The organism is Pirellulales bacterium (genome assembly GCA_033762255.1).
Taxonomy (GTDB): Bacteria; Planctomycetota; Planctomycetia; order Pirellulales; family JALHPA01; genus JANRLT01.
Map to the genome: position 1 here is coordinate 81,281 of JANRLT010000008.1, position 14,558 is coordinate 95,838.

General features: G+C 53.8%; 12 protein-coding genes. 2 read left to right on the top strand and 10 right to left on the bottom strand.

Going from position 1 to position 14,558, the window contains the following annotated elements:
- Complete coding sequence (locus SFX18_02625; GenBank protein MDX1962019.1) at positions 1–819, top strand: zf-HC2 domain-containing protein; 819 nt, start codon at positions 1–3, stop codon at positions 817–819.
- A gap of 66 nt (positions 820–885) precedes the next feature.
- On the opposite strand, the gene SFX18_02630 is transcribed toward SFX18_02625, so the two are convergent.
- Positions 886–3,081, bottom strand: a complete 2,196-nt coding sequence (locus SFX18_02630) for a heavy metal translocating P-type ATPase (protein ID MDX1962020.1) — start codon at positions 3,079–3,081, stop codon at positions 886–888.
- Positions 3,082–3,241: 160 nt separating this feature from the next.
- On the opposite strand from SFX18_02630, the gene SFX18_02635 reads away from it, so the two are divergent.
- Positions 3,242–3,892, top strand: a complete 651-nt coding sequence (locus SFX18_02635) for a hypothetical protein (GenBank protein MDX1962021.1) — start codon at positions 3,242–3,244, stop codon at positions 3,890–3,892.
- Positions 3,893–3,999: 107 nt separating this feature from the next.
- Here the strand turns inward: SFX18_02635 and SFX18_02640 are convergent, their stop codons facing one another.
- The 9 genes from SFX18_02640 to SFX18_02680 form a co-directional block, all read right to left on the bottom strand.
- Entirely contained in the window at positions 4,000–4,530 is a 531-nt protein-coding gene (locus SFX18_02640) for a hypothetical protein (GenBank protein MDX1962022.1), read from the bottom strand.
- Between the two features lie 70 nt (positions 4,531–4,600).
- A complete protein-coding gene (locus tag SFX18_02645; GenBank protein MDX1962023.1) occupies positions 4,601–7,864 on the bottom strand; it encodes an efflux RND transporter permease subunit in 3,264 nt (1,087 codons plus the stop codon).
- Between the two features lie 19 nt (positions 7,865–7,883).
- Positions 7,884–9,317, bottom strand: coding sequence for an efflux RND transporter periplasmic adaptor subunit (locus tag SFX18_02650; protein ID MDX1962024.1), 1,434 nt, complete (start codon positions 9,315–9,317; stop codon positions 7,884–7,886).
- A 1,024-nt stretch (positions 9,318–10,341) separates the two neighbouring features.
- Positions 10,342–11,013 carry a recombinase family protein gene (locus tag SFX18_02655; GenBank protein ID MDX1962025.1) on the bottom strand — a complete coding sequence of 224 codons (672 nt, stop codon included), beginning with the start codon at positions 11,011–11,013 and terminating at the stop codon, positions 10,342–10,344.
- Between the two features lie 11 nt (positions 11,014–11,024).
- Positions 11,025–11,267 (bottom strand): hypothetical protein, encoded by a 243-nt coding sequence (locus SFX18_02660; protein MDX1962026.1) that lies wholly within the window; start codon positions 11,265–11,267, stop codon positions 11,025–11,027.
- Positions 11,268–11,367: 100 nt separating this feature from the next.
- Positions 11,368–11,769: a hypothetical protein gene (locus tag SFX18_02665; protein ID MDX1962027.1), complete on the bottom strand. Its 402-nt coding sequence runs from the start codon at positions 11,767–11,769 to the stop codon at positions 11,368–11,370.
- 75 nt (positions 11,770–11,844) lie between these two features.
- On the bottom strand, positions 11,845–12,708 hold the full coding sequence (locus SFX18_02670; protein ID MDX1962028.1) for a hypothetical protein: 864 nt from the start codon (positions 12,706–12,708) through the stop codon (positions 11,845–11,847).
- Positions 12,702–13,718: an AAA family ATPase gene (locus SFX18_02675; protein ID MDX1962029.1), complete on the bottom strand. Its 1,017-nt coding sequence runs from the start codon at positions 13,716–13,718 to the stop codon at positions 12,702–12,704. The genes SFX18_02670 and SFX18_02675 overlap by 7 nt, the downstream gene beginning before the upstream one ends.
- 100 nt (positions 13,719–13,818) lie before the next feature.
- The gene (locus tag SFX18_02680; protein MDX1962030.1) at positions 13,819–14,475 is read right to left on the bottom strand and encodes an AAA family ATPase; all 657 of its coding nucleotides are present in this window, start codon (positions 14,473–14,475) and stop codon (positions 13,819–13,821) included.
- Positions 14,476–14,558 lie beyond the last annotated feature (83 nt).

The following is a 14,558-nucleotide window of genomic DNA, read 5'->3' on the forward strand; positions in this document are numbered from 1 at the left end:
ATGAATTGCCGCGAAACACAACCGCTGCTATCCGCATACTACGATCACGAACTGAGTCTTTCACAGACACAGTCCATCGAAGCGCATCTGGCCACCTGTTCCCACTGTGCCGATGAATTGGCAAGTTACCAAAAAATGTCCGAACTAGCCGCGCGGCATCGCAACGCGGTCGCCCTCGATATTTGGCCGCGGATCGAACCGCAACTTGTGCCGACGACTGTTCCGGCTTATCAAACGACCTCTCGACGGAAAACGGATCGTCATTGGCTGCGCCCCGCCTGGGTTGCGGCCGCAATCTTGATTTTGCTGGGCGTGTTCGCGGTCAAGTATTGGCCGGGTGATCACGCTCACAACGAAATGGCCGCTAACATGCAGGTCTTCACCGCTGACTTCGCAGTGAATCCGGATCGTGCACAACAAACTTTACTCGCTCATTATGAAGGTAGTGAGACTTCATTGTCCGAAGCTGCAACTGCGCTGAAATTTCAACCAGCGATTGCGAAGGGACTTCCGCAAGGTTATGCGGTCAAGAAAAGTTACTTATTGAAAATGCCTTGCTGCACTTGTATCGAAACAATCTGTGAACGTCCCGATGGTTCCCAATTTGTAATCATGGAACATGCCAAAGAACAGGCCTTATGGTTTGGCGACCATCCATCGGTTAGCACGGAATGCCAAGGGATGCCTACGACACTGACGGATGTGAAGGGAACTCTGGCCGTGACTTGCCAGATGGCTGACCGACATTTAACGGTCATCGCCGCCCAGGGAATTGAGGAGGCTTCGCAACTAATTGGGCAGTTAGCGAGATCGGAATAGTGGAATTGGCTGCAACCCATATTGGAATCGAATTATCCTCCGCAATAGAAGGAACTGAACGAAAAATCAGTCTACGCGGTTTTGGAGCAATCTCAGCCCATTCATAATCACCAAGAGTGACGCGCCCGCGTCGGCGGCAATAGCCGACCACAGCGACGCCATGCCCGCAAACGAGAGGACCACAAACAACGCTTTGATTGACAGCGAACACACGATATTCTGGCGAACCACCCTGATCGTGCGCCGCGAATGGCGAATCAGCCAGGGCACTAACGCCAAATTGTCCGCCAGCAACGCCACGTCCGCCGTTTCGATGGCGGCGTCGCTCCCCGCCGCTCCCATCGCAATTCCCACGCTAGCACGGGCTAAAGCTGGTGCGTCGTTGACACCATCGCCAACCATCGCGACTTGTTGATACCGCTTATTCAACTCGGCGATTGCCGTGACTTTGTCTTGCGGCAGCAATTCCGCTTTAACTTCGGACAGCCCAAGTTGATCGGCAACATGGCGCGCGGTGGCCAGATTGTCGCCGGTCAACATAACCAACGCTTGAATTCCCAATTGCTTTAGCTCGCTCAGGATCTGTTTCACGCCAGGTCGAATTTCATCCGCAAGGGCAATGTAACCGCAGACATGCTGGCTGTTGCCGATTACGACGATGGAGTGGCCTTGCGTTGACAATTGTTCCAGTTGGGCATGCACCTCAGGCGTCTCTTGTCCGCGTTCCTCCAAATAGCGATGGGAACCGAGCCAGAATTCACGCTGTTCAAATAGCGCAGTCGCTCCTTTACCTTGGATCAATTGGAAATTGTCAGCGGGGGGCGACTGAATGCCGCGTTCTTTGGCATACGCCACAATGGCCTGGGCCAACGGATGGTCGCTTCGCTGCTCAAGCGAGTTGGCTCTGGTAAGCAATTCTTGTTCGGTATGTCCGTTAAGAGCTACCACTTTCTGAACGATTGGCCGGCCCGCGGTCAACGTGCCTGTCTTATCGAAAGCGATGGCGCGCAGGTGCGCAGGCGCTTCGACAAACGCTCCACCTTTGATTAAAACGCCTTGCCGTGCAGCCGCCGCTAACGCCGCGACAATGCTGACCGGCGTCGAAATCACCAAAGCACATGGGCAGGCAATCACCAAAAAAACCAAAGCTTGATACGCGGCACGACTCCACGCAACTTGAAACAGCAATGGCCCGCCAAAACCAACCAAGATAGCCACCACTAAAACAACCGGTGTATAAATCCTGGCGAACTTTTCGACCCATTGTTCGGCAGGCGCACGCTGTGACTGCGCTTCGCTTACGAGTCGTATAATTTGGGCGAGAGTCGTACTTTCCGCAGGTTTAGTGCATTCCACTCGTAATACTCCATCGCCGTTGATCGTCCCGGCAAAAACGTCGCTAGCCGGACCCTTTGAGACCGGAACACTTTCGCCAGTAATCGGAGCTTGATTGACTAGGCTTTCGCCGTCGATGACGCGGCCATCTAAAGGGATTTTCTCACCGGGTCGCACAATGAACTGCGCCCCCGGCGATACCTGCTGCGGAGGTATCAGTTCTTCCTTGCCATTTGAGCGAACGACTCGTGCAGTGAGCGGGCTAAGTTCCAACAGCGCGGCAATCGCCTTGCGGGCGCGGTTGACGCTCCACGATTCCAATAGTAATGAGAATGAAAAAAGAAAGGCCACCGTTGCCCCTTCCAGCCATTCGCCGATTGCGATAGCGCCGCCAATGGCGATCACCATCAGCAAATTCATATCGGGACGCGCCGTTTTAATCGCGTACCAAGCTTTAGGAAGAATCGACCAACTGCCCGTCAGGATCGCGACGGCAAAGCAAAGCTTGGCGAACCAGGGAACATCGACCGATTGCGACGCTTCATCTGCGAGCTTCTCCGCAAACGCTCGGTTGGCCGAGAATTGAAAACCCCAGCCGAAGCAAACAGCCAGTCCGCTCACGGCGGTCAGCAATGTTTTTTGATGCGACGCCCAGATACTTTGCTCCGATGTCGTAGGGTTGACCGCTTCCCACGGAATCGCTCGCATCCCAGTTCTTTGAATTGCTACCTGGATGGACTCCTCAGTTAGCAATGGATTTTCAGTCAGGTCAATGCCCAATTTACGATTGAGTAAATCAAACGTAAGTCGATCTTCGGAACCGAGTAACGGGACGAGTTCACGCTTCAAAATGGCAATTTCCTCGGCGCAGTCCATTCCTTCAACACGATAAAAGCGTATTTGCCGAACTGGGTTATTTTGCGCCATCTGACGAGCCTCACGACAAACCGACGGAGCGGAATGGAAACAATTGCACCAAGTATTTTCCGGTAATGCAGAGAGGTTTCGCTAACAACTACGGGCACGAATCGCTCGTCTCTCCTAAAATACCACGGACTTGTCGTTTCTAACCACTGAGGAGCATCTCGTGTTGAAGTTGATAGCCAAAACTCTGCTTTTTAGCGCTGGCCTGACCGGTTTCAATGCTCAAGCCCAATACCCTCACTACTATTTTGGGCACAGTGAACCTGCGTTTCACGACTTTCACTACGGTCACTTTCCTGCCGCCTGGTCGCCCCATCCTGGTTATCTTCATCCGGCTATTCCCTGTGATGCTGTCTTCCTTTATCACAGCAACGTCCCACTCAGCGGCGGAGATTGGCAACCGACTACTCCTGTGATTGCATCAGATCCCATTGCAGCCAGACTGAACGGCAATCAGGCGACCGGTTCACTATCAAGCGACTCACCCATTCGATCCAACCTCAATGTCCTGAATGGATTGCAAAACCAATCCACAGGCGATATTGCTTTACTCCCTGGGAATAGCGATCCCATGTTGTTCGTCGGTCGCCAAGCGCGAGTTTTGCAAGATGACGCTCCTTTGATGGACGGCGCTGATCAATTGGGTTCAATTGATCGCGGCCAGACCCTCAAAATCCTAGACGTCCGCGGGACCTGGATAAAACTTGAAACCGACTGGTTGCGAAAGAACGCCTGGATCAAAAAGGATTTGATTGAAGTTGTGAGCGACAATTCTGCTTCGGCTGCAGAAAATAACGCGCCTCCCGCTGAATGAGCTTTCGTCAATATGGAATAGAAAGCCCGACAGGCCACCCTGCGGCGAGGAATGGCCTGTCGGTTCCGCTGCGAGGCTCGCATGGAGCCGCAGACAGTCGGTAGCGTTTATTTCTTAGGCGAGTGTTCATGGGCATGATCGTGATCATGCGCAATCTTGCCGCGGTATTGCTTATTGCCAATGTCGATGACCAATTGGGCTTCAATGCCATGCTGTTCCAAGACGGCGATGAGGGTGGCGTCTTTTGTGGCAAAGCAGGTGGTCGTCCCTTTGGGATCGTCCTTTTGCGGCATCGCCTCCACTTTGTACTGCTTTCCGCGACCCTTGCTTTTTACGTTGATGGCGATTTCCGCGGCGGGAACCGCGACCAGCTGTTTTGCCTCGCCATCCAACAAAAAGAAAAAAATGGCCTTTTGCTTTTCATCATGGACACATTCCACATGATATTCCTCTTTGCCCAGCTCAATTAAGTCGCCGCCGTGCGGTCCATGTTCGGGATGGGCGTGTTCCTCGGCGGGCTTCGCGGCTTGTTTAACGCGCACAAAACCAACTTGGGGGATGGCGGGGCTAGCCGCCGAAGCATTTCCGAACTCCACAGCGTACCCCGCCAGAATTAAACTTGCCAAAAGCTTACGCATTGCGATTCTCCCTAAAAAAATGAAACAATCCGTCACCAATTGAAAACCAATACAACTACGAAGCGGAATTTTAACTGATACTGGCATGAGTCGGGGGAGCCGATGTATTCCCTGGTTCCAACGAGCCATTGGACGCTGGCTGACTCGCTTGGGAAAATGGCGGTTTAGGCGATTCCTTTACGGAGGTTTGTTCGTCCCAGATATGCGCCAGTTCATCGCCGTTTTGGGCTTCGTTCATCATTTTTTCCGCTTGACCGCGGCCAAAACACCAGAAGAGGGCGGGATGGACAAAAAAGTCGAGTAACGTGGAACTGATCAATCCTCCCAGGATCACCGTAGCCACGGGATACAGGATTTCCTTGCCTGGCTCACCCGCGGCCAGAACCAAGGGTATCAAGGCGATTCCCGCCGTCAGCGCCGTCATGAGCATCGGCGCCAAGCGTTCCAGGCCCGCGCGTTCAATCATTTCCTTCGTAAACTGTTCTCCCTCGTGGCGAACAAGATGTAAATAGTGGGCGATGAGCAGAATCCCGTTTCGCGAAGCGATGCCGGACAGCGAAATGAAACCCACCATGCTGGCCACGGTCAACGTCTGTCTGGTAACCACCAACGCGGCAACCGCGCCGATCGCAGCCATCGGCAACGCGGAGAGTACCTGCAAGGCCAAATTGGTGGAGTGGAACAGCGTGTACAGCGCCAAGAACATTGCGGCCAACGAGATCAAACTCAACAAACCAATCATCCGCGTGGCATTTTTCTGACTTTCAAATTGCCCGCCGTATTCAATGAAATACCCCGTCGGCAGCGATTCCTGAATTTTTGCCAAGCGGGTTTGGATGTCGGTTACGACGCTGTTGAGGTCGCGCCCCGCCGTATTGCATTGGATCACGATCCGGCGGCGGACATTTTCGCGGTTGATTGTGTTCGGTCCGCTCCCCAGGCGGATTGAAGCCACCTCGGCTAACGGAATTCGACCGCCGGAGGGGAGATTGATCGAGAGCCGCCGCAATCGTTCGGGGTCTTGGCGATATTCGTCATCCAACCGCACCACGAGGTCAAATTTCCTTTCCCCCAGGACGATTTCGGAAACTACTTTGCCGTTCAAGGCGCTTTCGATGAATTCGTTGACGTAATCCGCGGTCAGCCCAAGTCGCAACAAACTATCTCGGTCAAGCTGGATTTGCAGTTGGGGGATTTCCGTCTGCTGCTCGACTTGCAGATCCTTCACGCCGGGAATGTCGGCCATGGCGGCTTTCATTTCATCCGCTTTTTGTCGCAAGATGTTCAGATCGTCGCCATAGAGTTTGATACCGACTTGGGCTTTCACTCCGGAAAGCATGTGCGAAATGAGGTGGGCTAACGGTTGTTCGGCGGAAATCACGACGCCGGGAATTTGCGTCAGTTCTTCCCGCAGTTCTTCCAACACTTCTTCCCGGCTGCGCCCGCTGTTGGGATCGAAACTGATGATAATTTCCGAAACATTGACCCCTTCGGCATGTTCGTCCAGTTCGGCCCGCCCCGTGCGCCGACCGAAGGCGGTGACGCCCTTAATTTTGCCGATGCGTTCATCGACCATCGCGGCGATTTGATTCGACGTGGCCAACGACGTGCCGGGCGAGAGGAGAACATTGACTTGCACGCTGCCTTCGTTGAAGGGGGGCAAAAAATCCCGCCCCAGTTGGCTCACGACAATCACGCTCACCAAGACCGCGACCGAGACCGTGGCGAGAATCGGCACCGGGTAGCGCAAGCTAAACCGAATCGCGAAGCCGAAAACCCATTTGAGAAAGCGTAACAAAAAGCCGTCTTTGTCATGGCCCATGAATTTGGCGTTGGGCAATAGCCAATACGATAAGACGGGAGTAACGGTCAGCGAGACTACCAAAGACGCGATAATCGAGACGATATACGCGATCCCCAGCGGCGTGAACAAACGGCCTTCCATGCCTCCTAAGGCAAACAACGGCACAAAGACCAACACCACGAGAATGGTGCTGAAGACAATCGAATTCCGCACTTCGCTACTGGCTTCATAGACCACCAGCAAGGCCGATTTTGGGTTGGCCGCATGCTTGTTCTCTTTGAGACGACGAAAGATGTTCTCCACATCGACAATCGCGTCGTCCACCAACTCGCCGATCGCGACGGCCAAGCCCCCCAAGGTCATCGTGTTGATTGTCATCCCCGACCACTTAAAAACTAAACCGGTGACGACAATCGAAAGCGGAATCGCGGTCAGCGTGATGAATGTTGTCCGAAAATTCATCAGAAACAAAAAGAGGATGATCACGACCAAAATGCCGCCGTCACGCAGCGCTTCAATCACATTATGAATGCTTAAGTCGATGAATTCTTTTTGCTGATAAACCTCGGAGTTGATGATGACATCGGGCGGCAGCGAGGCCTTGAGTTCATTCAACGCTTTAATCACATCAGTCGTGATTTTGCGAGTATCCGAACCGGGCTGTTTGGCGATGACGATCATGACGGCAGGGTCGCCATCGACCGCGGCGTCGCCGCGCTTAACCTGGGCCGCCTCGCGCACGCGGGCGACCTGGCCCAAACTGATGGGATTGACGCTGTCGGACTTGATCACAATTTTATTGAGGTCTTGAATGTTCTTAATCCGTCCCATCGCGCGGACCAGAAGTTCTTTGCCACCGCTATCCAAATAGCCGCCGGTAGCGTTGGAATTGCTTTTTTTGACGGCTTGTTCCACTTCTTCCAGCGTGACGTCGTACTTGAGCAATTCATCTTCATTGACCAACACTTGATATTGCTTTCGGCCTCCGCCCATCGTGATGACTTGGGCCACGCCGGGAATGGTCAGTAAGCGTTGTCGCACCACCCAATCCGCCAAGGTCCGTAATTCAATCGGGTCCGTTTTGCCCGTTTTGCTGTACATCCCCACTTGCAAAACTTGCCCCATGATCGAAGAAATGGGGGCCATTTGGGGTTTAACTCCCGCAGGCAAGCGATCCGCGGCCAGGGCCAGCTTTTCGGCCACGATTTGGCGGTCGATATAAATGTCGGTCCCCCAGGCGAACTCGACGTTGATGACCGACAAGCCGACGCCTGATGCGCTCCGGACCGCCTGCACTCCGGTGGCTCCGTTCAAGGAGGACTCCAGCGGAAAAGTAATCAGCGTTTCCACTTCTTCCGGTGCCAAGCCGAGCGCTTCGGTCATGATCGTCACGCGGGGACGATTCAAATCCGGAAATACGTCGATCGGCAAATGATAAAGTTCATAGCTGCCGTAAACGGTCAATACGAGGGCCAGCGCGATCGTAATGACGCGGTAGCGAAGCGATAATTTAATGATGGCGTTGAGCATGATTTGGGCGTCCGTGCGCTTAGTGGTTGTGGCCGGCGTGGGGATCGATGCCGCCGCCCGCCTTGTTTTTCAGGGCCAATTGCATTTGATAGGCTCCCTTGGCGGCGACCAAGTCGCCGGGAAAGAGCGTCCCGTCATTTTCAATCACCACATTGGCGATATCGCGGTATTCCACATGCACCGCGATGCGGTCGAAGTGGTCGCCATTTTGTTGGAAGACGTAGTTTTCCGCCCCCTCTTCGACCACGGCCTCGACGGGTAGGACGATCCGGTCGGTCCATTTTTCCACCGGGATGAGCAACTCCAGTCGTTGCCCCGGACGGTACTTCCATTGAATGAATTGTTGCCCCGACTTCGTTTTGCGGGTCGATTCAATCGCATTCGGCAGACTCAAATAGAATTGAAACGAACGCGTTTCCGGATCGACATGATTCGCCATATACAGCAACTTCAGGTTGGGAATCAGGCTGTTTTCCTTTCCACTAGATTTGAGGCTGGCAGTGATGTTCGAGCCTACGCCGATGGCCCGTCGCATCGCCTCGGCGTCCGTTTCAAAAGCTTTGCCTTCGACATAGAGTTCGCAGTGATCGGCGAGCACACATAGCTCTTGTCCCGCCGTCAGATGTTGCCCCTGCTTTACCGACAATTTTTGAATGTGAAACAAATGGTCCTCGGGACAATCTTCACTCGTATGCTGATGAGCAGGGGCGTAAATCGTGATGCTTTGCAGGAGTTGGCGCGTTTTGAGGACGTCCTCAATTTGCGCTTCATTGATTCCGTGCAGGAGGAGCGCCTGCCGTTCGGCCTTCATCGACGCTTCGAGCTTCTGTTTGTCGTATTGTTGTTCCAATAACCGTTTCCCCGCCAACGCGCCGTCGCCCGCCGATTCCAAACGCTTGATTTCCCGATTGATGACGTCGAGATTCTCCGCGCTGCGCAGGAATTCCCGTTGGGCGACCACGACTTCCTCATGCGTTAAGCGAACATCAAACAACGGACTCCCCGGTTCGACGGCGGACCCTTCGATGATGTGGACTTTGGTAACCACCCCGGTCAGCGGGGCGGGGATTTGCACTTGCGAATGCCCGGGCCGTTCGACAATGAGCGCGGGCAACGTCAGCTTGCGCTCGAAATCTTCGAGCTTGATAGTGTGTGGTCGAAATCCGATGTTTTTTAAGCCATTTGCGCTGATTTCCAGGGAGTTGCCAGCATCATGCCCGCTATGATCGTGTCCACTATGATCATGTCCCGCATGGTCATCCGCAGGCTTACTGTCCGGGTTTTCCCCTGTGGGTGGTGAATCTGTAAGATTAGTTGGTCGTATCCATTCCGCTAACTTTGCGCGTACTGGGGGCGACCAAGTGTTCCAAGTGAAAGCACCAGTCAGCAGCAACCCCATCCCCAGTAACCACAACCAGATGTGGAAATTTGTGAAAATATTGCGAATAGGCATAAAAAGCTCCGGAAAAATCCTATCTAAAGTGAATTCCGACGATTACTGTGGAAAAAAATGAGAGCGCATAATCACAAAAAATTATGCCGATCATGCTTTCTAGCGGAAAGCAAATGCTGTCAAGGACAGGAATTTAGAGACGCAAGACTTGCAGACAATTGTGCCTGCCATTACGCTGCAAGTCAGTTGGATGAGCGAAAAGAGTTCGCTCAAAAGAAAATTTGCCAACGAATGGAATTTTTTCTAGACAAAATGTAACTAGAGGAAAATCCTCAAAATCGCAATCATTTGGGGATGGTTCGCTGAGCGCACAGACCTTTTCCAGGCAGTCACATGAATTCCATTTCGAGGAATTTGCAAAATCCGCACATGCAATCGATTCTGGTTGGCATGCCGACGCTGAACTCAACAAATGACTTATAGCTGTTCGCTTAACAAAGGTTTTAGCCGTTTTTGATTGGTAGTTTTGCTTTTTATGACAAGAGCAACTAGCGTGTTGTGATTGTATTGCCCGCACATAACAAAAAGAATCTTCAATCTTATTGCTATTGCAGGATATTTGCGAATGTTCTTCGGAATGGCAACTAAGCACTTGCCCACAGCCATAGCTGCCGTGCCAAAGCAAGGAAATCTGCAGCAGGATTGAAAGGATTGTACGAAACATAAATTAACTCATCGATACAATTGATACCATTACTTTATGGAAATTCAAATATTTAGACAAGGGACAATGCTGCCCGTCAAATGAATGCATAGGCATTGCAAGAGATACCACTTCACTTAAACCACTTTTACGCAAATGCAATAGAAATGGATATGTCATTGTTAATTTATATCATGTTTAAAGCGTAAAGTCAAGTTACGCATTAATAGAGTCATCGTCTCTGCCAAGTATCGGTCGCCAAAGGTAAACTAACGGTATAACAATCGTTCACAGCTACAAACCTTTCCGTGGAGCAAAGAACGGGATCGATTTCAAATTGCTATTGCGCAAAATTCTTTGCACTTCTATTTGCAACTACCCTCACCCCCGCCTCAGTATCCTCCACACGGTGGATGCGTGCCATAGGCGGCCTTTGCCGCGGCAGCGGATTTTTGAATCATTCAGCCGCGTGGCGATGGCGGAGGCCCCCAGCCCTTGGGCGTGCAAGTTGCGGATGAGCCGCAGGGTCGATTGCTCGTCCGGCACGGGCAGCAGTTTTTTGCCAACTTTACGGTAACCATACGGCGGCACGCTGCCCATGGCCCGACCGGCGCTTTGATGGCGCAGCATCATGGCCGAAGTGCGCGAGCGGCTAAGCTCCCGCTGCATTTCGGCCAGCGCCGCAAAGACCGTGCTGACAAACCGGGCCGTGGGATTGTCCGTCATGCTCCAGTCCCCTTCGCTAATTGACACGAGCTTAGCCCCTTTGCGTTCAATCTCACGGGCCAGCACAATCGACCATTCCGCGTCCCGGGCCAGGCGGCTCCAGTCCCGCACGACCAGGCGATCCCCACGTTTAAGCTCGGCCAGCGCTGTAAATAGTCCAGCCCGCTCACGGTCGGCCCCTGATATGTCGCGGTCGGCATAGTGGGCCTTGACGGACCAGCCCTGCCGAGCCGCCCAAGCGTCGATCTCAGCCCACTGCCGCTCGACACTGTGGCAATCTTGTGCGTTGGGCCTGGGGGAGAAGCGGGCGTAGGCGATGATGGGCATAGGGGGGCTCCTTACTTGGTAAACGACATATCGTGCAAGCACTGAAAATAGCCGGCCGCGAACCCTTTAAGGTGTTCTACTTCTTCGGGGGGGACGCCCACGGCTTCCACTTCGTAAGTTTCCTCGTCGCCTTCAATAAGATAGTCACCCTGTTTGGTGAGGGTGAATTCCCAAGCGGGGCACTCCTCTTGCAGTGCCTTGTGGAGACGGTCGGCCAAATCATCATATACGGTAGTGACTAAAACGAGCGGCATGTTACCTCCAATTGCCTTTGCATGAAATTTACGGCACTACGCGGGCCGTTAGCGATCCCGATATGTTGCCCGCGTCGGGATCAGCGCGGGAGGGAGAAACTTAGTGTTCGCTCGGCAAGTACAGGCAGACCTTTGCGCGGTCATGCACCAAGTACAACCTGAAATTCTCTAGCTCGGGGAAGTCGGTGAACGGGACATCTTGGGAAGCCATCTCTAGCCCGTCGCCGTCGTCACAGTAGACGCGGCAACCCCCGTTGCCGTCGTGCTGCACACGCCAGACCTGGAACTCCATGCGATAGCGGGGATCGTCCAGCGACCGCCTGATAATCTCCGCTTGGTGGGAGAATATCAGGTCCAGCAACCAATGCGCACCGGCTTTTTCGGCCAGGTACCGCACCCCATCAGTGTAAACAAAGCGGCTGTTCATCCAGTGCCGGTAATAATTCTCGGTTCCCGTGAACTGCCGCAACTCGGACTGCAATTCATCAATCATGGTAGCCATCGTGGTACTCCCTAAAAAAGAAAACGGGCTTGTTCGCCAACTGCCAAAAACCACAAACAGCACTACGAAAATCGCTCAAAAAGCCGTAATTGCCGCGTTTTCCGCGAATTTGGCGGCTTGTTCGAGCAGCCAAGTAGCCGCCGCTTCCTTCGCCCACAAATCTTGGCACAAGATCGCGCCCGGCTCAATCATGTTGGCAATCTCGTCGGTCATAAGCCGTGGAAAGCCTAAGTTGTCGGTCAACACTCGCCCCTCGGTGGACATGGCATAAAACCACATCGTCCGATACGCCCAGCCGCTCAAGGCGTTAGCCAACAGGGACTCGCTCACGGGTTGACCGTAATCCTTGACCACGCAGGACAGCACCAAATCATCCCCGTTGGTGTACGAATTGAGATTGTACTTGGCGGCAACTAGCCGAACACTGTATCCCGCGCTTTCCAGCCAGTCCGCCAGGGCCACGCACGCCGCGCCGCGCCACAGAATATCCTGACTATTCACCCCGCAATGTGCGCCAGTGTTGCACAAGAGCGTAACATTGCTGCGCCCTAGAGTGGCCGTCCGGCGACACTCTTGCCAGTACGGTTGGCCAGAACGCAGCCGGTCAACACATAGGCTGTCGCCGCCATCCTCATTCCACCGTAAACGCCGCTTGACGTTCACGGGCATAGGGAGTTCTATCGAGTCCAGCGCATTCTTGACCGCGTTGTAATCCTTGAATGTCGGCTTATGGTGGCCGTGCAACTCTTGTTTGGCATGGTCAATGCCGGTAAACTTCCGACCGATCCAAGAGTGATTGTGTTGCCCAAACAGTGCGCCTAGAGTGTCCTTGTTTTCAACGTCCTGAGCCGCTGGCACACTGTTGGCTAGGTCGTCCAGCGAGTCGAATTCTCGCTGGACTAGGCCCCCGATCCCCCTTGTGTGATAAGTCTCTAGCATGGCAATTTCTCCAAGATCGAGGCGGCGGCTTTGCGTTCATCAGCCGACCAGGCTACGAGCATGTCGGCGAATATCTCGCGGTACGCTTCCCCCACGTTGCGGCAAGCTTGGGCGGCCAGCATGTCGCGGGTGCCGACAATCTGCCGAAACTTCCGTTCCCGCACCAAGTCCCGCAGTTTCCAGCAGGTATCCCGCACTACGGAATCCGGCACTAAATCCGCTTCCAGTTCGCGGTCATAGTCACATTCCAGGGTGGCACACGTGAAACGGTTAAGTGTGGCAGCGTCAAGCTGGTTGCGGCCAGCGTACATGCGGTCAGCTCCTAGGCCAAACGTGTTGGCCGCCGAAATCACCTTGAAGTTGGCGTGTTTGTTGGCCAGGGGCTTATCGGTACGATTAGGCAACGCCATAAACTTCCCAGCCAATGCCGCATTGAGCACGGTGCACGTGTTGCCGTCGGCGGCATCGAACTCATCGAGCAGGAACATTCCCCCTTGCTCATACGCTTGCACAAACTGTGCTGGCACATAGCCGAACGTGCCACCCGCTTCCACGGGCAACAGTCTACCCAACAGTTGCCCCTCACTCATGCCCGCACTGCAAGAGATGAAGCTAAACTCTAGCCCCAACTCTTGGGCAGCTTGAGCGGCCAGCGTGGTCTTACCGCTCCCAGCAGGCCCCACCAGCATCACATTTAGGCCCGCCGCTAGCTTACGCAGCACTTTAGGCAACAGCTTGTGACGCCGTTCCGTAGACTTCACGGGCGGCACTACCACTTCCACCTTCGCGGCCCGGGGCTTACGCTTCGGGGCCTCGCAAGGGTAAAAATGTTGCCAGGTCATATCGCCACTAGGCGAACGGCCGGAGGGCTTTACTTTCTCATTCAGGGGCATAGTCTGCCCGCACTTGCTACAGTCGCGCTCATGCTGGTTATAAACCCAGCCTAGAGCCTCGGCGTGCAGGTCCAGCGATAGCTGGGTGTCCACACGCCCACGGTCTAACGTGAACATGGTAAATCTCCCTTAAAGCACCACCAAAAACCAAGATCAGCGCGGCAAAAACAACTACGAAATTGCCGCGGAAATGCGGATTTTTAGGGGGGGGGCAAGGCTAGTCCGCCATACACCCGCTATCTATCGCTTGCAACACTGCCCGCATGTTATGCTTGCACTGTCGCACCAGGTCCACATAAGCCCCTATAGGCTTACCGTCCAACCCGTGCTTCTGCGCTATCCGCCTGGCTTCCAACGCAAACGCTAATTCCAACTCTTTGCCGTTAGAGAGTAACTCTAACCGGATACAACGTGACAACAGTGGCGCAGTGTCTAGGCAATCCTCAAACAGTGCCTCCTGCCCCTCATTCGTGGTAGTGAAAATCACCACGGCATAGTCTGGTAACCGTTCCAGTACATCCAAAAACTGGCGGATTGTGTCTTTACGCAGCCCGTGCGCCTCATTCACAATCAGCGCATGCCCCTTACCGTCGATGCACCTACACCGTAGGCCACGTTCCCAATCGTCCAAACTCTTCGGCGTAAGCTGGGAAACGCTAGTTTCCGTAGTGGCAAACTCGCTTGCCACATCACTGGCAATAATCTTGGCCAGGGTAGTCTTACCCGTGCCGGATAATCCGCTAATCCAGTACGCTCTCCCACCCCACCCACCGCCACCGTGGCCCTGTAACGCTGTGAGTTTCTTTACAGTAGGCGGCTGTCCTACAACGCCTTCAAGCGTTTTGGGCCGCTCCCGCTCAAATAATGCAGGCATGACACATTCTCCCTTGCTACTTGACCGCACACCCTCACAGTAAGGGTGTAGGGATAAGTGCTCCCCCACCAAGGGGGAGCTAG

What these genes read in the sequence shown, in the direction of transcription:
- SFX18_02625 (MDX1962019.1), top strand. Translation starts at nt 1, where the DNA reads ATGAATTGCCGCGAAACACAACCGCTGCTATCCGCATACTACGATCAC.
- SFX18_02630 (MDX1962020.1), bottom strand. Translation starts at nt 3,081, where the DNA reads ATGGCGCAAAATAACCCAGTTCGGCAAATACGCTTTTATCGTGTTGAA.
- SFX18_02640 (MDX1962022.1), bottom strand. Translation starts at nt 4,530, where the DNA reads ATGCGTAAGCTTTTGGCAAGTTTAATTCTGGCGGGGTACGCTGTGGAG.
- SFX18_02645 (MDX1962023.1), bottom strand. Translation starts at nt 7,864, where the DNA reads ATGCTCAACGCCATCATTAAATTATCGCTTCGCTACCGCGTCATTACG.
- SFX18_02650 (MDX1962024.1), bottom strand. Translation starts at nt 9,317, where the DNA reads ATGCCTATTCGCAATATTTTCACAAATTTCCACATCTGGTTGTGGTTA.
- SFX18_02655 (MDX1962025.1), bottom strand. Translation starts at nt 11,013, where the DNA reads ATGCCCATCATCGCCTACGCCCGCTTCTCCCCCAGGCCCAACGCACAA.
- SFX18_02660 (MDX1962026.1), bottom strand. Translation starts at nt 11,267, where the DNA reads ATGCCGCTCGTTTTAGTCACTACCGTATATGATGATTTGGCCGACCGT.
- SFX18_02665 (MDX1962027.1), bottom strand. Translation starts at nt 11,769, where the DNA reads ATGGCTACCATGATTGATGAATTGCAGTCCGAGTTGCGGCAGTTCACG.
- SFX18_02670 (MDX1962028.1), bottom strand. Translation starts at nt 12,708, where the DNA reads ATGCTAGAGACTTATCACACAAGGGGGATCGGGGGCCTAGTCCAGCGA.
- SFX18_02675 (MDX1962029.1), bottom strand. Translation starts at nt 13,718, where the DNA reads ATGTTCACGTTAGACCGTGGGCGTGTGGACACCCAGCTATCGCTGGAC.
- SFX18_02680 (MDX1962030.1), bottom strand. Translation starts at nt 14,475, where the DNA reads ATGCCTGCATTATTTGAGCGGGAGCGGCCCAAAACGCTTGAAGGCGTT.